Origin of the sequence: Amorphus orientalis, assembly GCF_030814015.1 — a bacterium.
Lineage (GTDB): Bacteria > Pseudomonadota > Alphaproteobacteria > Rhizobiales > Amorphaceae > Amorphus > Amorphus orientalis.
Genome location: NZ_JAUSUL010000001.1, coordinates 1167489 through 1188850, shown reverse-complemented (window position 1 = coordinate 1188850; position 21362 = coordinate 1167489). Strand labels below are relative to the sequence as shown.

Sequence of the window (21362 nt, the reverse complement as noted above, 5' to 3'; positions counted from 1 at the left end):
AGAGTCCATCGGCTACCACTCGACGCGGTTGCGGTCCGGAATCTTTGATCCGAGGAACAGAACAGCAATTGCCACCAGAAGGACGACAATACCGAACCCCGCAGTGCCGTTGGCGAAAGCGCCGAAGGCCAGCAGTAGCCCGACGACACCGCACACCATGACAAAGGACTTGAACGGACCTTCGACCTTGGTGTGCTTTCCCTTTTTGACAGCCATGACATCCCTCCGTTGCTGGCTTTCAAAGAACTGGTTTCTAGGGTTTGGTGAGATAGGCTTTGGTGCACAGCACCACGCCTACGATGATCGCGATTGCCCCAACGCTGCCCGCCTTGGGATCGTGAAGGGAGAAGGCGGCACCCACCGCGAGCGCCGTACTCCCGCTCCCCCACAGCCACGATCGAAAGTGGCTTTTGCTCATGGCTCGCCCCAGATCAGGCGCCGAGGAGCCAGGCGTACCGGGCGACCGACACGCCGATCAGCGTCAGCATCAGGCCGATCGAGCGCTCCAGACCGAAGAAGGTCAGGATGGCCACGAGCACGCTGTGCCCGATAAACGCAGGCTCGGCGGCCTCTTCACCGTAAAAGTGAGTGAAGGCCCGGACCGCATAAGGCGCCGTCAAACTGATCAGCCCCGGAGCGGCCAGAACTGTGAGGTAGAGCGCGGTGACATGTGAGATCACCTTATGCGGAAGACTGCGATTATCTCCGCTGTATCCGCTTCCCGTCTGATTTACTGACATTTTGATTTGCCTCCCGCTTCTGACAAGAGGGAGATATAGCTCAGCTTAAAAATCACGTATTGACGAAGCGACTCCGAAAATTGTCACATCGTTCTAAGAGTTGTTCAGCCGAATCTAATTTTTGTCCAACGGCTCAAGCCATCACGGAACCATGCCGCTTGCTTTTAATAAATTGAACCTCGTCTACCTGCTCATTAACGCAAATCTTAAAAAGGGAAGAAGCCGTTTCGTAACCGATCTGATTAAGCATTGCGATGAGAAGATAAATAACCATCAGAAGCAGCTAAAAGAAGCAAGGAATTCCGGTGCAGAAACCAGTCAGCACCTTCGCGACAAGAACAAGATTTCGAGAGCCACGCTTTATAATTATTTTAATTCACTTGACGGTCTTGGATATGAATTTTCCGAAGAGGAATCGATAAATCACGCTGCTGAGATTTTGGAGCACCATCCGGGCTTGGCCGACAGATTTTACAGCCGTTTCAACGACGTGCTTTTCCATGCCTTTTTCGAGTTCATGATCGACAATCGATTTATCAAAGAAAACCCTTCGAAAATGTACGCCGAGGATGTCGCCGATCCTCTGTTCTTTTCTGTCGGCAAGTTCCTCAATTTGTCGGAAACCGAAATGTCCGAGGCACGCTCGCGGCTGTCCGGCAATTTTGTTGTCTTTCGTCCATCTTTGCGAGAGCGGTCGAAAATAGTCGTTTCATGTGCGCAAATCACACATGACGCGTTCGGCGTGCTCCATTACAAGGAGAACATGCACTACAAATCCGGGTTTGGCTGGATGAAGCAGATTTTTAATGGATATATATTTAGAAAAGCGGAGCGATACGTGCTCGTGTCAAAAGACACGAGCACTAAATTCATTCAAATTTCTTATCTGAGAGTGCGGCATACCAACGAGAAAAACCAGATTGTGGGAATGTCAGGTTCCTACAGCGGTGTCTCTTCTTTTGTTTCAAACGAGTTTTTCTCGACAGGAGTCGTGTTGTATCGCAGCGCCCGCCTGAACGATTTCGAGAATTACGACATAGAGAAGTGGAAGCACGGACTGGCTCCCGAGTTCGGCCTCGTAGATACGGATTCGATTGATCCTCAGATCCGACGCTACCTTTTCTTCTACAGCCCCAGCTACGATTAGGAGCTACGCTTCCCTCGGCGTGAACGCCTCAGCGGCGCGGATCGCTTTATCCGTCTCGGTGGGGGCAATGCCCTGCTTCTCAAGGCGCTGCTTGCGTTTGGCAAGTTTGTCGGACTCGATCCGGTCCGCGCAGAACGGCTCAAAATTGCCCTGCCGGTCGATCATTCCGCCCGTCTGCTCAAGCGTGGCGCTGTAGACAAAAATGGCCATCAAGCCCGAGCGGCACGTGCTCGGCTGTATCGAAACAAATTCGCAATAATCACTTTCATTTTTCTTGTTCATGCTGGCATGATATTCAAAATAAGCTAGAGAAAGCAACAATATCACGAATGTGATTTGTCCATTAAATTAATAAATCGTTAAATATCTCAACTTATAATGTTGCTGAGGGATTTTATGGATACTGACTTGAGCAATACGGACTACTTCAACGACATTGTACGCGCGCAGGCGGAGGCGCGGCGGCAGGTGGATTTTGACGACTCGCAGCAGGAGCTGAGGGGAGTCGAAGTTGGGCGGATCGGGCGGTTTTTGAGCCCTGAGGCGCGCGAGGCGGCGAAAGAAGGCCGTGGCGGCAGTGGGCGCAGCGATGCGGGCATGACGGCGCTGGAAATCGCACTGACGCAGGCGGATTATGCCGAAGCGTTTCATGCCGCTGAGAAGGAAATCCGCGAAGCGCAAAAGATCGTCGACGATTTGCAGGATGATATCACGGCCACGATTGAGAAGATGGACAGCCGCATTGAAGAGATGTTGGACGCGGCAGCCACCCTGCCGGACGGCACGAAAGCGTTCATGGACGAGAATGGCGATGTCTGGACGGTCGACGGAGATCGCGTCGATCAAGCCATTGTCGACGGCATCGAGTGGGACGGGCGGCCAAGCCTTGAGACCTATCAGAGCCAGATCGCAGGCCGGGAACGTTTGCAGGAGTTATCTGCCGAAGGGGACGGACTGAGCCTGCGCCTCGGCGAGATCAACAACGAATTGCATAATGAGGACCACCCTCCAAGCAAGGAGGAGATTGAGGCGTACCGGGCCGAAAGCCAATCAGTCGTCGAGCGATATGGCGAGATGAAAAAAGAAGCGGATTCGATATTGAATCCGCCACCAGAGCCCTCCCGTCAACTTGACGAAGGGCTGACAGCGCAGGCGGCTTTCCAGCCTCTGCCAACTGTCGATTATTGACCGAATTTCCCGCATTCCTTCTGAATAATCGAAATAACCACTGCGGTCGGATAGGTTTCCGGCAGCTTTTCCATGATGCGTAGAATCTCAGTGTTTCGTTTTCGAACCACTTTCGGATCGTCCGGATACCATTCCGCCACGCACTGCGCTTGTTCCTTGTTAATTTGAGCGGCGATCATGATGGCCGTGTTCATGGTCAAGCGGATGAAATAGTCCTGCGCGCTTCGATCGAAGGTTAGGAGCTCGCCCGTAGTCCCTTTCCCCGGAGCTGCACTCGCCGGGGTTCCATAGGACAATCCGCCGAGCACCACCCAAGCCGCGAGCCCGAACGAGGCGAGTCGTTTCGATTTCCTCATCATCCCTGCTCCCCCGCTCACTGCGTCAGGCTCACGATCCAGTCCCAGCGGTTCTTGAGCGCCAGCGCCATGATCGCGAGGATCACGCCGAGGATGGCGACCCGCAGGGCCAGATTGATCACGTGAAAGGCGAGCCACACCCCGCCGAAGCCGACACCTGCCGCAACCAAAGCGCCGAGCCAGTCGCCCTTGGAGTAACCAAGGAAGGCGCAGATGATCGCTGCGACAACACCCAGCAGATTCACGATTTCCGAGGTGTCGCTGCTCTTGCTCTCCGTCTTGCTCATAGATTTATCCTCTCATCCTCAACCAAACGGATGCGAGAGGCGGAATCAGAAACGGCGCAAATACGCGTATCTATTTGCGCTCTTTCTTGCATTTTGTTTTGATATTATATGAACAGAATAGGATATTCTGTTTTTTGCCTTGAAATGACAGGCCTTTTCCGTATCATAAAGAGAGCGAATACGCCGCGCGGCAAGGGGCAGACCTCCAAAAAAGCGGCGGAAATCAAAGAGAGTGCGGAGAGCGAAACAGAATATCCTATTCTGTTCGCGCCTAACGCACCGGAAAGGAGCAAGGCCAATGGCTTACGCACAGCCGGGCTACAAAGGCATGACCCTGTTCACCCAGCAGGGCGAGCGCAAATATCTCTCTTCGGGCGAACGCGAGCGGTTCCTGCGCGCCCTCGACGTGTTGGAAAGCCCCGAGGACCGCAGCTTTTGCGAAACCCTCTACTGGACCGGATGCCGCCCGAGTGAGGCGTTGGCGCTGACGCCCCGTCATATCGACATAGAGAACGCCGCTATCGTCATCCGCAGCCTCAAGAAGCGCGGCGAGCACAAGGGGCGGCACTTTCGAACGGTGCCCGTGCCGCGCGACTTCATCGAGCGGCTGGCGGCAGTACATGGCCTTGAGCCCGGCAGCCGAGGCTTTGAAGCCCCGCTCTGGCCGTTCAGCCGGACCACCGCGTGGAAGCGCATTCGCGTGGTCATGATCGAGGCTGGGATTTCCGGGCCGATGGCCTGTGCCAAGGGACTGCGTCACGCCTACGGCATTCATGCCGCGCTCAACTCCGTGCCGGAGACCCGCATCAAGAAGTGGCTCGGCCACGCGCATCTGGCGACCACGGAAATCTATCTCGACATGGCCGCGCCCGAAGACCGTCTCATCGCCGCCCGCATGTGGCCTTCAAGGCTGATGGCCGCCACTGGGTAACGCCCGCGCGGCTATGCCCGCCTTCCGGCGAGGCGCTTGCACCGTTGCTTCGTCCCCAATTGGCGCGGTTGCGGGCGTCTCACCCGAGGGCGCGGTCGATCCGGAAGAAGTTAAAAGCGTCGACATTTAAGCTTGCCTTGCCTGATAGGTTTCAATAGTATTTATTCTGGTTTTATATCGTAAATTCTTAAATATATTAGATTTTTATTGCTGGGATGCCTTATCGCACTGCTGTTCGTTTTCTTCTGATCTTATTTGTCTCGTTTGCGTACGCAATCCCCGGCGCGAGCGCGCAGCGACTGACGTCCCAGACATCTGCGGTCTATGAACGCGGCTCTTCCCTCGATAAGCAAGAGCCCGAGCGCGAATACAGCGAATGGGAGCGGCGGATAGCGCGGGAGGTGATTGCGAGCGGGCAGATGCTGGAGGGTGATCCCCGGCTGGAGGATGCAGTCTCAATGCTGGCGCGGCGCGGGCGTTCGCTTTTGTCCGGCGGGGGAAGCCTGACGCAGGATTGGGTGCAGGAGAATCTGCGTAGCATTTTACCGGAGCTGGATAATGCCATGGCTTCGGCGGCGATGGATGCGGCGACCAATGAGATGGCGCGCGGCGGCACGGCTCTGGCTGAAGGCTTGGCCGGGGCGATGACCGGACTGTCCGGCGGTGAAACGGGCGATCTTGGCGGCGATCTGCAAACGCTGGCGTTGCGCAGCGGGCTGGAGGGTTTGCGCGCGGGGGCGGCGGCGAGTTCTTTGGTGTTCTTGAACAAGCTGGAGCTGGAATATTCCCTCACCGAAGGCGGGCTGGATGAGTATTCGGTTCTGAGCGTGCAGCCTGTGTGGAGCAGTGATGATTTGCATCACAATGTCTTTGTGCAAGCGTCTTTCGCGCAAAAAGACGTCGAGGATATCGGCGCGGATACGGTGGGGCGGCGCAAGACGGCCAATGCCGGTGTGGCCTACCGCTACGTTACGCCCGATGAGCAACATATGTTCGGGGCCAATGCGTTCTTCGATCACCAATGGCCTTATCACCACAACCGCATGTCTTTGGGCGTCGACTACAAGACCAGCCTGTATGGGGTGAGTGTGAACAAATACGTCGCCCTGTCCGATTGGCGCGGACGCGGGGACGGCTATGAAGAGAAGGCGTTGAGCGGGGAGGATATCGAGGTCTCGGGCCGCGTACCGCAGGCTCCGGAGATGGAGGTCTTTGCCAAGGGCTATCACTGGATTCAGGAGAAGACCGACGCTCTGAACCCCGACGGCGACGATATCTGGGGCTATCAGGTCGCTGCGGAGTACACGCCGGTGAACGCCTTCACGATCCGCACCTCAGCCACCAAAGACAACGAAATGGAGGATCTGGAGGGGGAGATTACGCTGCGCCTCAACTACCGCTTCGGGCAGGGCTTTGATGAGATGTGGCAGCGGCCCGCTTACAATCTGGCCTCCGTCATGGATCGGCGCTTCGACAAGGTGCGGCGCACCAATGAAATCCGGGTGCAGGTCCGGCAAGACCCGAACGTGACCGCGCAGGTGACCTTTGCCCAGGGCGCGAATGTGAGTGTGGGCCAGGCCCTCAATTTTGGTGCCACCATCACCACCGGCAACAGCGCGGGCGATGCTGTCACGGTGGTGTTCGGCAACGGCGCGCGGCTCGACGTGGGGCAGAACACGCAAGTGCGGATCGAGGAAGACGCCATCGTCCTGCTCTCCGGCCTGATCCAGTTCACCAGCGGCGATGGCGGCATCTCGACGATCAACACGCCGGGCGGCACGATCCAGCTCATTGGAACGGATGTGGATGTGCGAACATCCGGCGGGTCCACGACCCTGCGCGTCCGCGACGGCGCGGCGGACTTCACGGATGACACCGGCACGACGCGGGTGGACGCGGAGCAGCTCGGCGAATCGCAGGACGGCGATGCCGTGCCGCCGCAAATCCGCAGCGAAGCTACGCCTACCTTTGAGACCCATGCCAGCGAAGCGCATGCCCAGCTCGACCTGATCGGCCCGACGCCGACCAGCCGCAAGGCGGCCCCCTATGCCAGCTCCGAGGTCACTGTGAGCGGCACACTGGCCTACGGCAACACGCTGAGCTTTATCGTGCCGCTCAGTGATCCGGTTACCGTCACCGGTACACCCAGAATGCGCTTCACGCTGGGCGGCCTCGATCGCTACGCCGACTACACATCCGGCAGCGGTACGAACTCCCTGATCTTCAGCTATGATGTCGGCCCGGGCGATGGAACGCTGTCCAACATCGCCACCGATGAGATTGAGAAAAACGGCGGCACTCTTACAGGCACCACCAACGGCGCCGCCATGATCCGCCAAGTCAGCGGCTCCCTCTCCGGCAGCGTCCCCGCCATTCCCAAACTTCTTGGTCAGATTGAATGCCCGGCGGGAGACCTCTCCGCCCCCACCAACTCCGGCTGCGCCCGCCTCTTCGGCTCTGACCCCACCGACATCGACGATGTGATGGTCTACGCCGGAGACGTGCCGGGCACCACCACAGACTTCTTCGTGCGAAGATGCGATTTGGGGCAGGATTACGATCCGGTGGATGACCGATGTGAAGACGGCAGCGATGATCCGAATACGAGGGATGCGATGCAGTGGAAAAATGCCAACACAGAATCCGATACGACGAATATCTGGTTCGAAACGCCTTGGACGAATATCAATGCCACGGACGGACCGGGTAATACGGCAACGCTTGTTAACGATACATCGGGCATACACCCGGCTGCCGAGGCCTGTAATGCCCTGCCGGGAGGCGGCTGGTATCTTCCAGCGAGTTCAGAACTGGATGTGATTTATGCCAATCTGAATGCAACGGACGATCCCGACCATCCACTGCCGACGCTCTTTAATGCGACAGGAGATGACAACAGCGGCACGATCGGCCCGTTGCGTGGCAGCTTTAGTCTCAGCCAATGGTACTGGTCGTCCTCGGAGAGCCATCACCTCGGCGCGTGGGTACAGCGCTTCAGTGACGGTAACCAGACCCTCACCTATAAGGCGAATAACTTTTACGCCCGTTGTGCCCGGCGGTAGCTTTGTCCAGATCACGGCTGACGCATTTGCGGTTCATACTTCGGCGCAGGCCCGCTTTTCAGGCCCATACTTCACACTTGCCCCATCCCAGCGGTTTCAATAGTATTGTTTTTGGCTTTGCGCCATTTTGACTTAATTGAATTGACCCTGACCGCCGTTATTGATGCCGCATTGGATTTCTGAGAGATTTTTATATGTTTTGATTTTGGCGATGCTGTGTGCGTTTCCGGTGGTGGATGCGGCTGCGCAAAGCACTTCTTCCCCTTCTTCTGTCATCTATGAGCGTAGCGATGAACCCGAGCGCGAGTATAGTGATTGGGAGCGGCGTATTGCGCGGGAGGTGATTGCGAGCGGGCAGATGCTGGACGGCGATCCCCGGATGGAGGATGCGGTCTCGATGTTGGCGCAGCGCGGCAGGTCTCTGCTCTCGGGCGGAGGAAGTCTGACGCAGGACTGGGTGCGGGAGAATTTGCGCAGCATCTTGCCGGAGCTGGATAATGCCATGGCTTCGGCGGCGTTGGATGCAGCGACCAATGAGATGGCGCGCGGCGGCACGGCTCTGGCCGAAGGCTTGGCCGGGGCGATGACCGGGCTCTCCGGCGGAGAAACAGGCGATGTCGGTAGCGATATGCAAACCCTTGCTCTGCGCAGCGGCCTCGAAGGGCTGCGCGCCGGGGCGGCGGCGAGCTCGCTCGTGTTTCTGAACAAGCTGGAGCTGGAATATTCCCTGACCGAAGGCGGGCTGGACGAGTATTCGATCCTGAGCGTGCAGCCGCTCTGGAGCAGTGAAGACCTCCACCACAATGTGTTTGCGCAGGGCTCTTTCTCCAAGAAGGAAGTCGAGGATATCGGTACCGGGGTGGTGGACCGGCGCAAGACGGCCAATGCTGGTCTGGCTTACCGCTACATCACCGAAGACGAGCAGCACATGTTCGGGGCCAATGCGTTCTTCGATCACCAATGGCCTTATCACCACAGCCGCATGTCTTTGGGCGTGGATTATAAAACCAGCCTGTATGGGGTGAGCGTGAACAAATACTTCGCGCTGTCCGATTGGCGTGGACGCGACGACGGCTATGAAGAAAAGGCTCTGGGCGGCGAGGATATCGAAGTCTCGGGCCGCGCTCCCAAAATCCCGGAGCTGGAGGTCTTTGCCAAGGGCTATCACTGGATCCAGGAAAAGACGGATGCGCTCAACCCCGATGGGGACGACATCTGGGGCTATCAGTTCGCCATGGAATACACGCCGGTCAATGCCTTCACCGTGCGCACACAGGCGACCAAAGACAACGAAATGGACGATCTGGAGGGGGAGATCACGCTGCGGCTCAACTACCGCTTCGGGCAGGGCTTTGATGAGATGTGGGAGCGGCCCAGCTACAATCTGGCCTCGGTGATGGACCGCCGGTTCGACAAGGTGCGCCGCACCAATGAAATCCGGGTGCAGGTGCGGCAAGACCCGAACGTCACCGCGCAGGTGACATTTGCCCAGGGCGCGAATGTGAGCGTCGGGCAGGCTCTGGAGTTCGGCGCCACCATCACCACGGGCAACAGCGCTGGCGATGCCGTGACGGTGATGTTCGGCAACGGCGCGCGGCTTGACGTGGGACAGAACACGCAAGTGCGGATTGAAGAAGACGCCATCGTGCTGCTCTCCGGCCTGATCCAGTTCACCAGCGGCGATGGCGGCATCTCCACCATCAACACGCCGGGTGGGACCATTGCCCTGATTGGAACGGATGTGGACGTCAGAACAGCCGGAAGCTCAACGACCCTCAGAGTGAGAGACGGCGCCGCCGACTTCACGGATGATACCGGCACAACGCGGGTCAACACCGAGCAGCTTGGCGAGTCGCAGGACGGGGACGGTACCCCGCCGCAAATCAAAGGCGAAGGCACAGCCATCTTTGAGACACATGCCAGCGAAGCCCATGCCCAGCTCGACCTGATCGGGCCGAGCCCGACCAACCGCAAGGCCGCCCCCTATGCCAGCGATGAAGTGAGCATCAGCGGCACACTCGCCAACGGCAACACGCTGAGCTTCACGGTGCCCCTCACCGAAGCGGTCACCGTTACAGGCACCCCGCGCCTGTACTTCACGCTTGGTGGACAAGACCGCTATGCGGACTACACCTCCGGCAGCGGCACCAATTCCCTGATCTTCACCTACACCGTCGGCGCCGGCGACGGCACGTTATCCAACGTCATCGCCCAAGACATCGAGAAGAACGGCGGCACCCTCAAGGGTACCGCCAACGGCGCACCCATGGTGCGGCAAGTCTCAGGCTCGCTATCCGGCAGCGTGCCCGCCGTCACCATGCTCGGCCAGACCGGTTGCCCGGCGGGGGACTTGTCCGTGCCGGGAGATGTCGCCTGTGCAAGGCTCTTTGGCTCCGATCCTACGGACATGGCGGATGTCGGCATCTTCGCCGGGGAACTCCCCGACGGCACCGAAATCTTCGTCAAACGCTGCGATCAGGGCGCGACGTGGGACGGCAGCGCCTGTTCCGGCCGTGCAATCATGCAATGGCGCAACGCCATACCCAACGACGATGCGACGACGAATCTTGGCAATGGATCCGCCATTACGTCGACGGCGGCGGTGGATGGCCCCGGCAATACAGACGACCTGATTAATACCGGCGCGCCTGTCGGGACATACCCGGCGGCTGAATCCTGCCGCGCTCTGGGAGCGGATTGGTATTTGCCTGCCATTACGGAACTGGATGTGATCTACAGTAATCTGGAGGAAGGCGAACATCTGGCTGATGATGACACGGATAACCCCAGAACGACCGTAACAGACGGACAGGGCTCGGCCAGTGCCGGTAACAATAACGGGCCTTTGGTGGCCGGGTTTGACACCAGTGGCCAATATTACTGGTCGTCCTCGGAGTACAATAGTAACCACGCGTGGATACAGCGCTTTAGTGACGGCAACCAGAACCACCACCTCACCTATAAGCCGATTAACCGTGTCGTCCGCTGTGCCCGGCGGTAGCTTTGTCACGAACATCGCTGTTACGTCTTCGGCTCATGCATCAGCGCATGACCATTCTTCGGCGCAAGTGCTGATCTGCCAATTTTATCGTGCGCAAGGTGTGCGTGGGCCATCCCACGCAGTACTCACCAGCCTGCGGCTGGTTCGGCAAGGGAGGCCCGCTGCGCGCCTCCCGTTGCATCCCTCCCGACTCTGGGTGCACTCTCAGACATTGAGCCCGGATCGCACCATCCAAGCGTATCGTCGCTTGACCCCTCGCACCGTCTGGCCGGCGCATCGCCATCTGACAACAAACAAAAGTATTGAAATCGTCGCCAACCGAAGTTACGGTATAAAATCGTAAGTTTTTCCCAAAAAATGAGCGTTTTTACAATATAAGACTACACAAATAATCGTAAAAATCTTATTTGTTTTTACAGGATTATTGTACCGGCTTGCTTTCAGCCTATTGCGTAGTAGCGGACACCAAATGCTTCCGAAAATATTTCGATAATTGCTATCGCGTCATAAAGCGAATTGGGATCGAGATTCTCAAATCCCAGCGATGTTTGCACTTGGTGGAAGACTGGGGTGATAAGATCGCTGCCACTTGTGGCTTCAATAATCGCAGATGCAGCCTTTTTCAAATGTTGATTGAGTGGAAGCGGTTCGTTTTTCTCATATCCGGTTTCGATGGTTTGCCCAAGCGAGTCGCTTTCAATGTCAACTGTTTCGGAATGGCCTTTCCCAATATAGCCCGGCGCAATATAGCTGTAGTGCTTGTGACCCTTGAGCTTAACAGCGCTGGCCATGTTGCTGTTCTCGACAACGGTTTTATTCCGCACCTTCGCCCAAAGGTCTGCGGCCTGCCAAAACGCAGGGCTGGCATAAACCGCTGCGGCGCGCCCATAGCTTTGCGCGTCAATTCGCTCCAGGGCTTCCTGCTGATGATGCGTTATTGCATAGCGGTAGTAGCTTTGCTTCCAGTCAAACCATTCCCTCGCACCGGGCGAGACAAGAAATGTGGGTCGCTTGAATTGCACGAAAAGGTTGAATTTGAAATCGGGCATGTGACTTGCGAGTCCCTTGCCAAGCATGTTGAATTCATCAATCTCAACGCCGGTAAGTCTCTCCCTGCGTCGGCCTCTCATGTATGGCCCGAACCGGAAAAACCAGGACGGAGGCATAAGAAACGCCTCATCGAAGCCCAAAAAGGCTTCATCACACTGATCTGGGGAAAATGTCATGTTCGTGATGCGAGCTAATTCATGCCCAAAATATTTCTCAAACGTCTTTTCTTTGAATTCCACGTCCATTGTTTTTCCTCACGCGCGCGAATTGTCAATTTTATTCTTATTTCTACGTATTATATGCGCTGGTCCGCAAAAAAAATTCTTAATGCCATCGAACACCCAATTTGCAAAATTTTAGTCCGATCATTTAATCTGAAGCCCATTTTAGAAAGTATAGTTTATGTCTACACCTCGAGATCATCACTACATACCGCAATTCTATCTCCGCAATTTTGCGGTCGATCCAGATAAGAAAAAGGTCAATACTGTTGCCAAAAACGGGGCAATGGCAGTGTGGGCGAAGCGCTCAATCGAGAGCCTTGGATTTGAGCGCGACTTGTATGTCTCACTGAGCAAGGGTGTGCCAATTTCCGTTGAAACCGAGATAAACAAGCGCATAGAAACGCCGATTTCGCAAAGCGATACGTGGACCAAGATCACGAGCGGAAGGACAGATACGCTCGATAAAGCTGATAAACCTATAATTTACGCATTGATCCGCCACCTCGAAGCGCGAACGCCAAAGTACAAACAGACGATATCAGAACTTTCTCAGATGGCTGTCAACAAGGGCAATGAAATTGCCTTCACCGACGAGGAGAGAAAGCACTATGCTTACTTAAATGCGAATCCAAACGAGTTAAAAACGCTACACAACTTAATGTCCCTCTTCGTCGGATGGGAAAAAGAAGAGTATATTAGGTCGAGTTTGACCATCTGCCGCTCACCAATTCCTATTCGCACATTGAGCGCTCCCGTTATGGCGATCTCCGCACCGCCCCATCCTGCGCTTGACTTGCCACTGCCGGGAATGGTTCCGTTTCAGCTTATTCTCGCTCTTGACCCGAAGACAGTGGCAATTCTGGTCCGAGGCGATTTTGGCGACAGTTTTATGAATATCGAGATTGATGAGATGACGGCGCGAGGGCTCAACAGGAACTTCGTTGGGCACTTCAGTCATTTCAATAGCATCAACCATCTCATAAGCGACCGGAATGGTTTGATTGAAGATATGACATGGGCGCCATATGACCTCATTGAGGAATCAGAGCGCCGTATCAAGTTTCGACGTCGCGAGGCATAGATAAGCAGAAATTGCACGCATGGCTTGCGAGGGAGGGACTTCGGCTATGTGCTCTACCGGTCAGTCACCCAGACAGTAAATATTCTATTGTATTTCTCTGCAGCCCGACAAATATTGAGTGTACATAACCGAAGGGTTGCCGTTCTGGCTAGGTTTGAACCAACGTTGGTCTAGTGGATTTAATTTATCCTTGCAATTTTACCGATAAATGGTAAATTTGCAAGGATGATACCACGCCTTCTCACAGCCAAGATTCGCTCTGCCCTCGAAAAACGGCCCGCCGTTGCGCTGCTCGGACCCCGGCAGGTTGGCAAGACGACGCTGGCACGCGAGATCGCCGATGATCGGCCTTCCGTCTATCTCGATCTGGAGCGTCCGGCGGACCTTGCAAGGCTCGACGATCCCGATCTCTATTTCTCCGAGAATGCCGACAAGCTGATTGTCCTCGATGAGGTCCAGCGCATGCCGGGGCTGTTTCAGACCCTGCGCAGCCGCATCGATCTCAATCGCCGCGAGGGACGGCGCACTGGCCAGTTCCTTTTGCTCGGCTCGGCTTCAAACGAGCTTTTGAACCAGAGCGCTGAATCGCTGGCTGGGCGTATCTCCTATCTGGAGCTGCCGCCGCTCAATCTGCTCGAGGTCGGACCGGACCATCTCAACCAGCTATGGGTCGGGGGCGGCTTTCCCGATGCGTATCTCGATGAGGCGGATAGCTTCGAGTGGCGGATGGATTTCATCCGCACCTATCTGGAGCGCGACATCCCCGCGCTGGGCTCGCGCATTCCCGCCGAAACGCTTCGTCGGTTCTGGACCATGCTGGCGCACAATCAGAGCCAACTCTTCAACGCCTCGCAGATCGGAGGCGCGCTTGAGGTCAAAGGGCAGACGGCGAGCCGCTATCTCGATCTCTTGGTCGATTTGTTACTGGTGCGGCGTTTGCAGCCGTGGGCGTCGAATGTCGGCAAGCGGCTGGTCAAGAGTCCGAAGACCTATATCCGCGACAGCGGCCTGACTCATGCGCTTCTGGGGCTGCACGATCTCGACGACATTCTGGGGCATCCCGTCGTCGGTGGGAGCTGGGAAGGCTTTGTGATCGAAAATTTGATCGCCGCAGCGCCTGCCGGGGCTGAAGCGTTTTTCTACCGCACGAGCGCCGGGGCCGAGATCGACCTGCTACTCAAATTTGACAAGGAGCTTTGGGCAATTGAGGTCAAGCGCACCACCGCGCCCACCCTGAAAAAGGGCTTTCATGTGGCCTGTGAGGACGTGAACCCCACAGCGAAATGGCTGGTTTATGCGGGGGAGGAAACATACCCTGTCCGCAACGATGTGACGGTGATCCCATTGGCGGAGTTAATGAACAGGCTTTCCGACAGCTAGAATTCCGAACGTCGCATCACTCAATTCCGCTAGCTAACCTCTATTATGAATTCCATACTCCGCCTCAATATCCCGAAAAGTGACAATTTTAACGCCCTTTTCGCGAATTACTCTAGCGTACTGAATTGCTGTCGGTTCCCTAAATGCGAGCACCTTTTCAATTCCGGTCACTTCAAACCCAACGAATTTCGAAAGCTCACCCAAATTGTTTTCAATCGCGTCGCAGCGATCCAAATGTTTTTTTAATTCATCTCTTCTCCTTTTCCCTTTTCCATTTTCTTTAGTCTCTCCACGGTAATTTGAAAGTCGCTTGGCAATTTCGCCTAGCGTTTTATCGAACGACAAATCTTTGCATTCAATAATGAGCACTCGCTGCTCTGAGGCATTCCAGGCAATAACGTCGACATCCCCAAAAGCCGGATCCTTTTCTCGATCAAGCAGAACCCCATCCGAAAGATTTGATCTCGCACTCCATCCCGCGTTGCGAAAACGTTCCGCAACTTCGTCATTAAACGCTTCGCCCTGCTCGCCCTTAATAATCCCCATCCATCTGAACATCGGACCATTAGATCGAAACATTTGCTGATCAAGGCCGCCTCCAGCGGCGTCACTTACAAATTTCGCGATATGCATAATGATCATCGCCGGGGCAATCAAACAATTCGGGTCATCCGTATTGTCTAGCCGAACAATAGGCCTGCTAACCAAGGATAGTTGCCTTTGAAACTGCCAAGGATACCAAGCCGTAGACATAAATTCCGGCGGCGCCTCATCCCATTTGTCCCTTGGCATCAAAGAGAACTGATCGAAGCAAGCCTTTATCACTTCGGATTCCAGCCCAGTAAGGTCGCCAATTTTTTCAATCAACTGGACCCTTTTGATGTGAAGCACCGCCTTTCGATCGGACGCCAAAATCGAATGAAACCCATCAACAAATGTCTGAAGGTCATATAAGGTGAATCCAAACTCTTCGCGCCAGGCAGATTCAAATCTTTCATCTATTCCCGCATCATCGCCATCTGTTGTTCGGACTTCCTTTTCTCCAAAATTGGCCCCGTAATTTTCCTCATATTTATCAGCGGCATCTTTCAGCGACGATTCTTGAAAGAATTGCCCGAACGGTCGAATAACATCGTCCGAAAACTCATGATTCATCATAACTTCGCCCGCCACGGATATCTTTATCTCCGCAGGCATCATCCCGGCAGACATCGCGACCGAATATCCGCCCATATGATGCAGAAGCGACCCATAAGCCAGCAACTCCCCGATATCGTACTCGCCGGGAGTGATGCCACCGCCGTCGGGTGAATGACAAACTGCCGCCTCGACTACGATGCGTGAGGACATGCTTGCCGCATTGAGACCCCCGACTTTCGTGATCGCTTCTTGGGCAATCGTCGACTCATCAGTGCTAAGTGCTTCCATAGCTCCATATGTTCGCTTCCAGGTATCCATCTCCGCGAACAACGCTTCGTGATTTCTTAGCAAGCTCTCGATAAGAGTAGCCTTATCGAACCTTGAAACACGCACCTTTATCTCTTGAACAAGCGCATCGACAAGCTCTCTTAGGAAGACTTTGCATTCATTCAAACCCAAGATATGCGTTTCACCGCTGCGGTTTCTGCAACGCCATGCGAGCCCAAGCCTGGTGGAGGCATCATCAATTCTGGTAATCGTGACCGGACGCGATGGGATATCATCCCGCACATAGTCACGAAGCTGTGGAACCGAAAAAGCGTGCATATGCCGCGCGGTATCGGATACCACCACCTTGTCGACAATATCGCTTAGAACGTGTTCTTCCGGCGAGCAGGCAGCTCCGGCGAAGCACGATTCAACGATAGCCCTTACAACAGCTCGTTCTCCGAGATTATCTAAGCGGCGACCCGTCGATAAGAATCCGGACTTAATATCAAAAACGACGGTTCCATTGGCACTCTTCGAGCGACATTCCACAAACGTGGATATATCCTCGCTATTTGGGATAGCTTGATCGCCCGTCGGTAATTCAGAATCTAAAAAGCGAAGCACGCATGCGACACAAACATTACTCCCGAGGATATGGGCTTGGTCAATATTGGTAAAAACCAGCTCTCCCCAATGCATAGCCATCGTGGACAATTGATATCGAGTCGTATTATCTAAGTTGGGCTTCGTTTCCGCTTCAATCCAGTATATTCCGTTCTCACCAATGTATACTGAGCGATAAATAGATTGGGAAAACGCATCAACGTCCACGTAAAAGGGCGAAAGTTCATTCGTTCCGTATCGTGGCGTGCTATGCGCTCTTTGTATTTCAGCTACTGACCCATCGGTCCGCGTAAGGCGCCTAATGTCGGCAGATCTATATACGTCATGACGTATATTCAAATTTGAGTTCATCGGGATTCTAAAAAACAATGGTCTGTTTTCATCATTACCATCGTTTTTGATTTTGTCATGAGGAATAAGATGGCCATTATTATTTTGAACCCAGCCGTACAGGTTGAGAAGCCCGTTCGCGTAGTGAAGCTCGATCTCTTGGCCGAGTAATGCACGATGTGCATCCAATATTCGGAAGATATCCAATGCACTAAACGAAGGCGCTCTACTCAGCGCCGTAGCGTCATGCGCAGGGATCATTTCCGTTCGCCAGTTTGGGGGGTCCTCATCTAAACCGGCTCCGAGAGAACGCCCCCACCCACAGCCAATGACTAACGTCAAACCTTCTCGGAATCTAGGTTTCCGTGAATATTCGTCATGCACGTGATTGATTGATCGGCAAATAAAGCTCGAAATTTCCTCGATTGGGGGCAGTCCTGAAAAACCCGTATTGGTATAATGATTGAAACTATCAACGTAAAAAATAAGGTGAATGTAGCGGCCAACGTCTACTTCCCGAACAAGCTGACAAGCATAGAAGTCTTGGTATTTTTTCATTTCAATACGCGGAGCGGCCATCCCTAAAAATGATTGACGTGAGAAATGGCTCGCATACGCATTGGCGAGTGCCTGATGAAGGCTATCAGCCATGCCCGAATTGACACATTGCTGAATAACGAACCCCCTAATTGATGTTCCTATAAGGCTCGGCAAAAAGACAAAAATGCCTTTCTTCGTTGTAAATATTGGCGTGAGATGAATTGGTGAAATATCTGGGAGCGTCTCAGGGAGAGTCTTGATAATTTCTGTGTCAACAAGAAAGGGCTCGATTGTGTTCAATTCGATGCCCATTGCGCTTAGTTCATCGTGGGAAAAATGTACGCGCTTCCGTAGCTCTCTCCATACGTCGCTACCTGGCTTTTCAATCTTCGATCGCGGTATGGTTTCGCCGACAATGAAATCGGGAAGGCCGGTGCGTTCGGCGATCGCTTCGGAAAGGCACAGTAGCGCATCAACTGCCGCCTTGAGATCTGCGTAAAATCCCGAATCGGGCATGTCTTCAAGAATGTCTAGAAATAGCTGCGTGTGGAATGCGTTGCCCTCCGCGAGCCCTTCGAACGTCCTATAGTTACCACCGCCCCATAACACTCTAGATAGAAATACGTCTTCAGCGGGATCTTCGAGCCTGCCACAGGTCCCTTCATCGAGTTGGTTAAACCAAGCTGTAACTTGCGCTTCCGTTGGCCCCGTTTTTCCTTTCGCGTGCAGAAGGGCTAGATGGATCAGCAGTTCGATGCGGTACGTGTTCGACTGAAACTCTGGAAGGGTGAGCATAGAGCCAAAAATAGCGAGGCAGTTTGAAAGTGAGCATCGCGATAGCCCGTTTGCTACTATTTTGTACTCCTCGGAGAATTCGGAAAACGTCGCGCTCAGCTCAGGAGGCCTGAGCATCTCCGATGAAGCATCCCCCTCGAACGAAATTGCGGCGATTTCAGAATCGGGAGGTCCCGTCTTTCCTTTCATATAATCCGAGATAATCTTAAATATGTCGGTTTCGTCTTTCATCCGATCCACTTTATAGAAGTTATTATTATATGTTATTGTTTTAAGTAACAGGTTCCAGAATTCCTATTTATCTCCTGAAGCTACTGGGCATCCGGGCGGGCTCTCGTGAACCAAGCCCCGCTATGCGGGTCTTGGCCTTTCGGCTTCGATCCCTGATGCAAGAGAATCGGGTCGAAGGGCTTTGCCCTTACCCCTCAATATGCGGCCTATTGGCCGGACAGGGCCGCGTTTCTCGCAGATCAGCGTGATCCGCTCCCTCCGCAGCCCGGCCCGCCGCGCCCGCACATCTCTCCCGTATCCCATCCTCGCCGGAAGCAGGGGTGCAGCAGCACCCCTTTTTCTATTTTTGGAGGATGAAATGACTTTACTCTTTGCACAACCCTACGACGTTTCCGCGTCCGGCTTCTTTTTCGAGACCATCGATCAATACGAGGAGCGCGCCGCGAAGGCGGTGAACAGCTTCGGCGAAAGGGTCGAGGAATTCGAAATACAGTTCATCGACGGAGAGGGCATCGATGCCGCTTTCGCCAAGGCCGTGGGACTCAACCAAGCGAATATCGGCACATTCCTGGACCTGGTCGACGAATGGGACGAGGATGACAAGCGGCGCTTTATCGTGGCTGTCGGGGAATGCGGCTACAGCTTCGATCTGGAGGGCGACGCTATCTGCGATCTGGACGTCGACCTCTACGAAGGCATGAGTCTGCGCGAGCTGGCGGAGGAGTTCGTCGACGAAGGCCTGTTCGGCGAAATACCCGAGAACCTGCGCTTCTACATCGACTACGACGCCATCGCGCGCGACCTCGCCATGGACTACGTCGAGACCGAGATCGCTGGGACGCGGCTCGTCTATCGCTGCGCATAGATGAGGGGTCCAGCTTCGCGGTTCACCGCTCCAGTGTCGGGCCGTCGTGCGAGCGACCTTGCTGCGCTTCGCTCGTGCGGGCGCGTTGCTCCTCGGCGTAGCTTCGCGGCTGCTCCACAGGTTCGGGGTTGGCCGGAGCCTTTGGCTGCGGCGCTTGCCTCGGCGGCTCTCGCCTTTCGAGTTTTTCCTTCGGTCGCACGTGTTCGGGTGGCCGTACGTCTTTGTCGGGGCCGTCGCGCGCTTGCTGTACGTCTTTTGGGGGCTCAGGCGGGAGCTGTTCGACATCCGCCCTTATTTCCTGAACGGCTTCCTCATTCTTGCGGCGTTCAGTCTGGGCGCGTTGGCGTTCCCTTTCGCGCTGCCGTGCCTGTTCCTGTTCGAGCCGTTCGGCTTCGCGCCTGTCACGCTCGCGGGCCTGAGCGGCTTCTTGCGCGTTGAGGCGTTCCGCTTCCTTGCGCTTGCCTGTGATGCGGTCCCACAGGCCCCATAGGCCATGGCGGATGCGCTCTTGCCGGGCTTGGTCTTCCAGGCTTTGGCGCTGGCGCTGCTCCTCTTGCAGCTTGGCGGCCTCACGTTCCTGCGCTGCTTCCGTTCGGCGTTTCTGCTCGGCCTCGCGCTCGCGTTTGGTTTGGATTTCGGCCTTTTGCTCGGCTTCCAGCTCTTTCAGGCGCTCGGCGATCTGCCGTGCTGCCTTTTCCTGGGCGTGTTCGATGGAGGGCAGATCGTCGGCCTTGCCGAGACGGGCGCGTACGTCTTTGGCTTTGATCCCGACATAGCGGGAGACGGCGTATTTCTCGCCCTTGTAGTCCACAGCGACATGTCCGCGCCGTCCCTGGGCGAGGATATAGCCCCGCTCTTCCAGAGCCGAGGCAAACGCCTGCCGGGAATCGGAGATCGACCAGCAATCCTGGAACGCCTCTTTGACGGCGCGCGGGTCCTTCTCGGCGCGTTTGCATTGCTGCCATTCTTCGAGGGTGAAGTTGCGCGGGTTGCGGTCTTTGGAATTCTGGAGGCCCGGCGGCATTTTGAGGTCGTGGTCGATGTGCAGCTCCCGCGAGACCTCCCGCAGCTTGGTCTTATCGTAGGAGAGCTGTCTGGCCGTCATCGTCTCGGGGTCGATCCGGCACCAGACGACATGAGCATGGCGGCGCAGCTCGCCATCCATGCCCCGCTTGTCGTGAAAGACGATGGCGCGCGGCTGGCCGTCCAGGCCGAGCTGTTTTTCTGCGCGGTTGGCCGCATCGACGAAATGTCCGGCCTCGATGTCGGCATTGGCGGGCGGGTTGATGCTGAGCGAGTATAGATGCTGCTTGCAGCGCGTGGCCCGGCTCAGCGCATAAGATTCCTGAAACGCGCCTTCGAGCGTGTCGGAGACGAAGCCCCGCAGCTCGTGGATTTCTACGCGCTCATTCTCGGGCTTGGTCAGGTGAATGGCCAAATCCCGCGCTCCGCCGCGCTGGTTGCCGTGCAGGATCATGGCACGATGTCGCCCCGCATGCCGAGCGCCTTCATGAGATCACAGCGCATCTTCGAAATCTCGGCGCAGGCGAGCCGCAGATCGGCTTCGGTGTCCGGCTCCAGCAGCAGGCCGCCGTCATCAATGGCCGTCAGTGTGTCCCGCAGCAGCGGGGCCAGTTCGGAGCGTCCGAGGACGCTCAGCAGTTGCGCGATCTCTTTGCGCTCGGGAGCCGGGGCGGATTGGCGGCGTTTGGCGATATCGTGCGCCTTCAGCACGAAATCGCGGACATAGCGGCTCAGCGGCTGGTCGCCTGCGAAGGAAGTCAGGCGGGCCCGTTCCTCGTCGCTGAACCGAATCGAGACAGGCGGGGTGCGCTTGCGGCGGTCCGGCTTTCTGGTCTGCGCGGATGTTCGGAAGGTAGCGGCAATAGACCCGGTGGAAGACAAGGACCCGCTCATGGCTGCGGCTCCTTCAGATCAGTCTCAACGTGCGAAAGTTGCTTGTTCCATTCTTCTAATACTTCTAAAATAGGGTTCGAACTTAAGGCGGATGGGTCCGCCATCATTTCGCTCACGGCAGTTTCGCTTCGCTCAACGCCTCCGCGGCGGCGGCCTGACCGGCCGGCGGGCGGTCGCCCGCTGGGCTCTGAGTTCGAACTTAA

17 protein-coding genes are annotated in these 21362 nt (G+C 55.6%); 8 read left to right on the top strand and 9 right to left on the bottom strand.

Annotation, left to right across the window (positions count from 1 at the left end):
- Positions 1-12: 12 nt before the first annotated feature.
- Together J2S73_RS05305 and J2S73_RS05300 are read right to left on the bottom strand one after the other, a co-directional pair.
- Complete coding sequence (locus J2S73_RS05305) at positions 13-216, bottom strand: hypothetical protein (protein ID WP_306884402.1); 204 nt, start codon at positions 214-216, stop codon at positions 13-15.
- Between the two features lie 215 nt (positions 217-431).
- Positions 432-740: a hypothetical protein gene (locus J2S73_RS05300; protein ID WP_306884401.1), complete on the bottom strand. Its 309-nt coding sequence runs from the start codon at positions 738-740 to the stop codon at positions 432-434.
- A 121-nt stretch (positions 741-861) separates the two neighbouring features.
- On the opposite strand from J2S73_RS05300, the gene J2S73_RS05295 reads away from it, so the two are divergent.
- On the top strand, positions 862-1887 hold the full coding sequence (locus tag J2S73_RS05295) for a hypothetical protein (RefSeq protein ID WP_306884400.1): 1026 nt from the start codon (positions 862-864) through the stop codon (positions 1885-1887).
- A gap of 3 nt (positions 1888-1890) precedes the next feature.
- On the opposite strand, the gene J2S73_RS05290 is transcribed toward J2S73_RS05295, so the two are convergent.
- Positions 1891-2214 carry a hypothetical protein gene (locus J2S73_RS05290; RefSeq protein WP_306884399.1) on the bottom strand — a complete coding sequence of 108 codons (324 nt, stop codon included), beginning with the start codon at positions 2212-2214 and terminating at the stop codon, positions 1891-1893.
- 81 nt (positions 2215-2295) lie between these two features.
- Here J2S73_RS05290 and J2S73_RS05285 point away from each other — a divergent pair, with 81 nt between their 5' ends.
- On the top strand, positions 2296-3075 hold the full coding sequence (locus J2S73_RS05285; protein WP_306884398.1) for a hypothetical protein: 780 nt from the start codon (positions 2296-2298) through the stop codon (positions 3073-3075).
- On the opposite strand, the gene J2S73_RS05280 is transcribed toward J2S73_RS05285, so the two are convergent.
- Together J2S73_RS05280 and J2S73_RS05275 are read right to left on the bottom strand one after the other, a co-directional pair.
- Positions 3069-3434, bottom strand: coding sequence for a hypothetical protein (locus tag J2S73_RS05280; RefSeq protein ID WP_306884397.1), 366 nt, complete (start codon positions 3432-3434; stop codon positions 3069-3071). The genes J2S73_RS05285 and J2S73_RS05280 overlap by 7 nt on opposite strands.
- Before the next feature lie 14 nt (positions 3435-3448).
- Complete coding sequence (locus tag J2S73_RS05275) at positions 3449-3718, bottom strand: hypothetical protein (protein ID WP_306884396.1); 270 nt, start codon at positions 3716-3718, stop codon at positions 3449-3451.
- A gap of 328 nt (positions 3719-4046) precedes the next feature.
- On the opposite strand from J2S73_RS05275, the gene J2S73_RS05270 reads away from it, so the two are divergent.
- The 3 genes from J2S73_RS05270 to J2S73_RS05260 all read left to right on the top strand — a co-directional run bounded on the left by J2S73_RS05270 (position 4047) and on the right by J2S73_RS05260 (position 10712).
- Positions 4047-4649, top strand: coding sequence for a tyrosine-type recombinase/integrase (locus J2S73_RS05270; RefSeq protein ID WP_306884395.1), 603 nt, complete (start codon positions 4047-4049; stop codon positions 4647-4649).
- 215 nt (positions 4650-4864) lie between these two features.
- Positions 4865-7711, top strand: coding sequence for an inverse autotransporter beta domain-containing protein (locus tag J2S73_RS05265; RefSeq protein ID WP_306884394.1), 2847 nt, complete (start codon positions 4865-4867; stop codon positions 7709-7711).
- A 163-nt stretch (positions 7712-7874) separates the two neighbouring features.
- Positions 7875-10712 (top strand): inverse autotransporter beta domain-containing protein, encoded by a 2838-nt coding sequence (locus J2S73_RS05260; protein WP_306884393.1) that lies wholly within the window; start codon positions 7875-7877, stop codon positions 10710-10712.
- Positions 10713-11152: 440 nt separating this feature from the next.
- Here the strand turns inward: J2S73_RS05260 and J2S73_RS05255 are convergent, their stop codons facing one another.
- A complete protein-coding gene (locus J2S73_RS05255) occupies positions 11153-12007 on the bottom strand; it encodes a hypothetical protein (protein ID WP_306884392.1) in 855 nt (284 codons plus the stop codon).
- A gap of 157 nt (positions 12008-12164) precedes the next feature.
- On the opposite strand from J2S73_RS05255, the gene J2S73_RS05250 reads away from it, so the two are divergent.
- Positions 12165-13067 (top strand): DUF4238 domain-containing protein, encoded by a 903-nt coding sequence (locus tag J2S73_RS05250; protein WP_306884391.1) that lies wholly within the window; start codon positions 12165-12167, stop codon positions 13065-13067.
- 225 nt (positions 13068-13292) lie between these two features.
- Entirely contained in the window at positions 13293-14447 is a 1155-nt protein-coding gene (locus tag J2S73_RS05245; protein ID WP_306884389.1) for an ATP-binding protein, read from the top strand.
- A gap of 33 nt (positions 14448-14480) precedes the next feature.
- Here J2S73_RS05245 and J2S73_RS05240 read toward each other — a convergent pair whose 3' ends face one another.
- Positions 14481-18377, bottom strand: coding sequence for an anti-phage protein Upx-like protein (locus J2S73_RS05240; protein ID WP_306884388.1), 3897 nt, complete (start codon positions 18375-18377; stop codon positions 14481-14483).
- Between the two features lie 358 nt (positions 18378-18735).
- On the opposite strand from J2S73_RS05240, the gene J2S73_RS05235 reads away from it, so the two are divergent.
- Positions 18736-19242 carry an antirestriction protein ArdA gene (locus tag J2S73_RS05235; RefSeq protein ID WP_306884387.1) on the top strand — a complete coding sequence of 169 codons (507 nt, stop codon included), beginning with the start codon at positions 18736-18738 and terminating at the stop codon, positions 19240-19242.
- 22 nt (positions 19243-19264) lie between these two features.
- On the opposite strand, the gene J2S73_RS05230 is transcribed toward J2S73_RS05235, so the two are convergent.
- Together J2S73_RS05230 and J2S73_RS05225 are read right to left on the bottom strand one after the other, a co-directional pair.
- Positions 19265-20719: a relaxase/mobilization nuclease domain-containing protein gene (locus tag J2S73_RS05230; RefSeq protein WP_306884386.1), complete on the bottom strand. Its 1455-nt coding sequence runs from the start codon at positions 20717-20719 to the stop codon at positions 19265-19267.
- Positions 20716-21159, bottom strand: a complete 444-nt coding sequence (locus J2S73_RS05225; protein ID WP_306884385.1) for a hypothetical protein — start codon at positions 21157-21159, stop codon at positions 20716-20718. The genes J2S73_RS05230 and J2S73_RS05225 overlap by 4 nt, the downstream gene beginning before the upstream one ends.
- Positions 21160-21362 lie beyond the last annotated feature (203 nt).

Bases quoted from the DNA above. Each gene is read 5' to 3' on its own strand.
- J2S73_RS05305 (WP_306884402.1), bottom strand. From the start codon at position 216: ATGGCTGTCAAAAAGGGAAAGCACACCAAGGTCGAAGGTCCGTTCAAG.
- J2S73_RS05300 (WP_306884401.1), bottom strand. From the start codon at position 740: ATGTCAGTAAATCAGACGGGAAGCGGATACAGCGGAGATAATCGCAGT.
- J2S73_RS05280 (WP_306884397.1), bottom strand. From the start codon at position 3,434: ATGATGAGGAAATCGAAACGACTCGCCTCGTTCGGGCTCGCGGCTTGG.
- J2S73_RS05275 (WP_306884396.1), bottom strand. From the start codon at position 3,718: ATGAGCAAGACGGAGAGCAAGAGCAGCGACACCTCGGAAATCGTGAAT.
- J2S73_RS05270 (WP_306884395.1), top strand. From the start codon at position 4,047: ATGACCCTGTTCACCCAGCAGGGCGAGCGCAAATATCTCTCTTCGGGC.
- J2S73_RS05265 (WP_306884394.1), top strand. From the start codon at position 4,865: ATGCCTTATCGCACTGCTGTTCGTTTTCTTCTGATCTTATTTGTCTCG.
- J2S73_RS05260 (WP_306884393.1), top strand. From the start codon at position 7,875: ATGCCGCATTGGATTTCTGAGAGATTTTTATATGTTTTGATTTTGGCG.
- J2S73_RS05255 (WP_306884392.1), bottom strand. From the start codon at position 12,007: ATGGACGTGGAATTCAAAGAAAAGACGTTTGAGAAATATTTTGGGCAT.
- J2S73_RS05250 (WP_306884391.1), top strand. From the start codon at position 12,165: ATGTCTACACCTCGAGATCATCACTACATACCGCAATTCTATCTCCGC.
- J2S73_RS05245 (WP_306884389.1), top strand. From the start codon at position 13,293: ATGATACCACGCCTTCTCACAGCCAAGATTCGCTCTGCCCTCGAAAAA.
- J2S73_RS05240 (WP_306884388.1), bottom strand. From the start codon at position 18,377: ATGAAAGACGAAACCGACATATTTAAGATTATCTCGGATTATATGAAA.
- J2S73_RS05235 (WP_306884387.1), top strand. From the start codon at position 18,736: ATGACTTTACTCTTTGCACAACCCTACGACGTTTCCGCGTCCGGCTTC.
- J2S73_RS05230 (WP_306884386.1), bottom strand. From the start codon at position 20,719: ATGATCCTGCACGGCAACCAGCGCGGCGGAGCGCGGGATTTGGCCATT.
- J2S73_RS05225 (WP_306884385.1), bottom strand. From the start codon at position 21,159: ATGAGCGGGTCCTTGTCTTCCACCGGGTCTATTGCCGCTACCTTCCGA.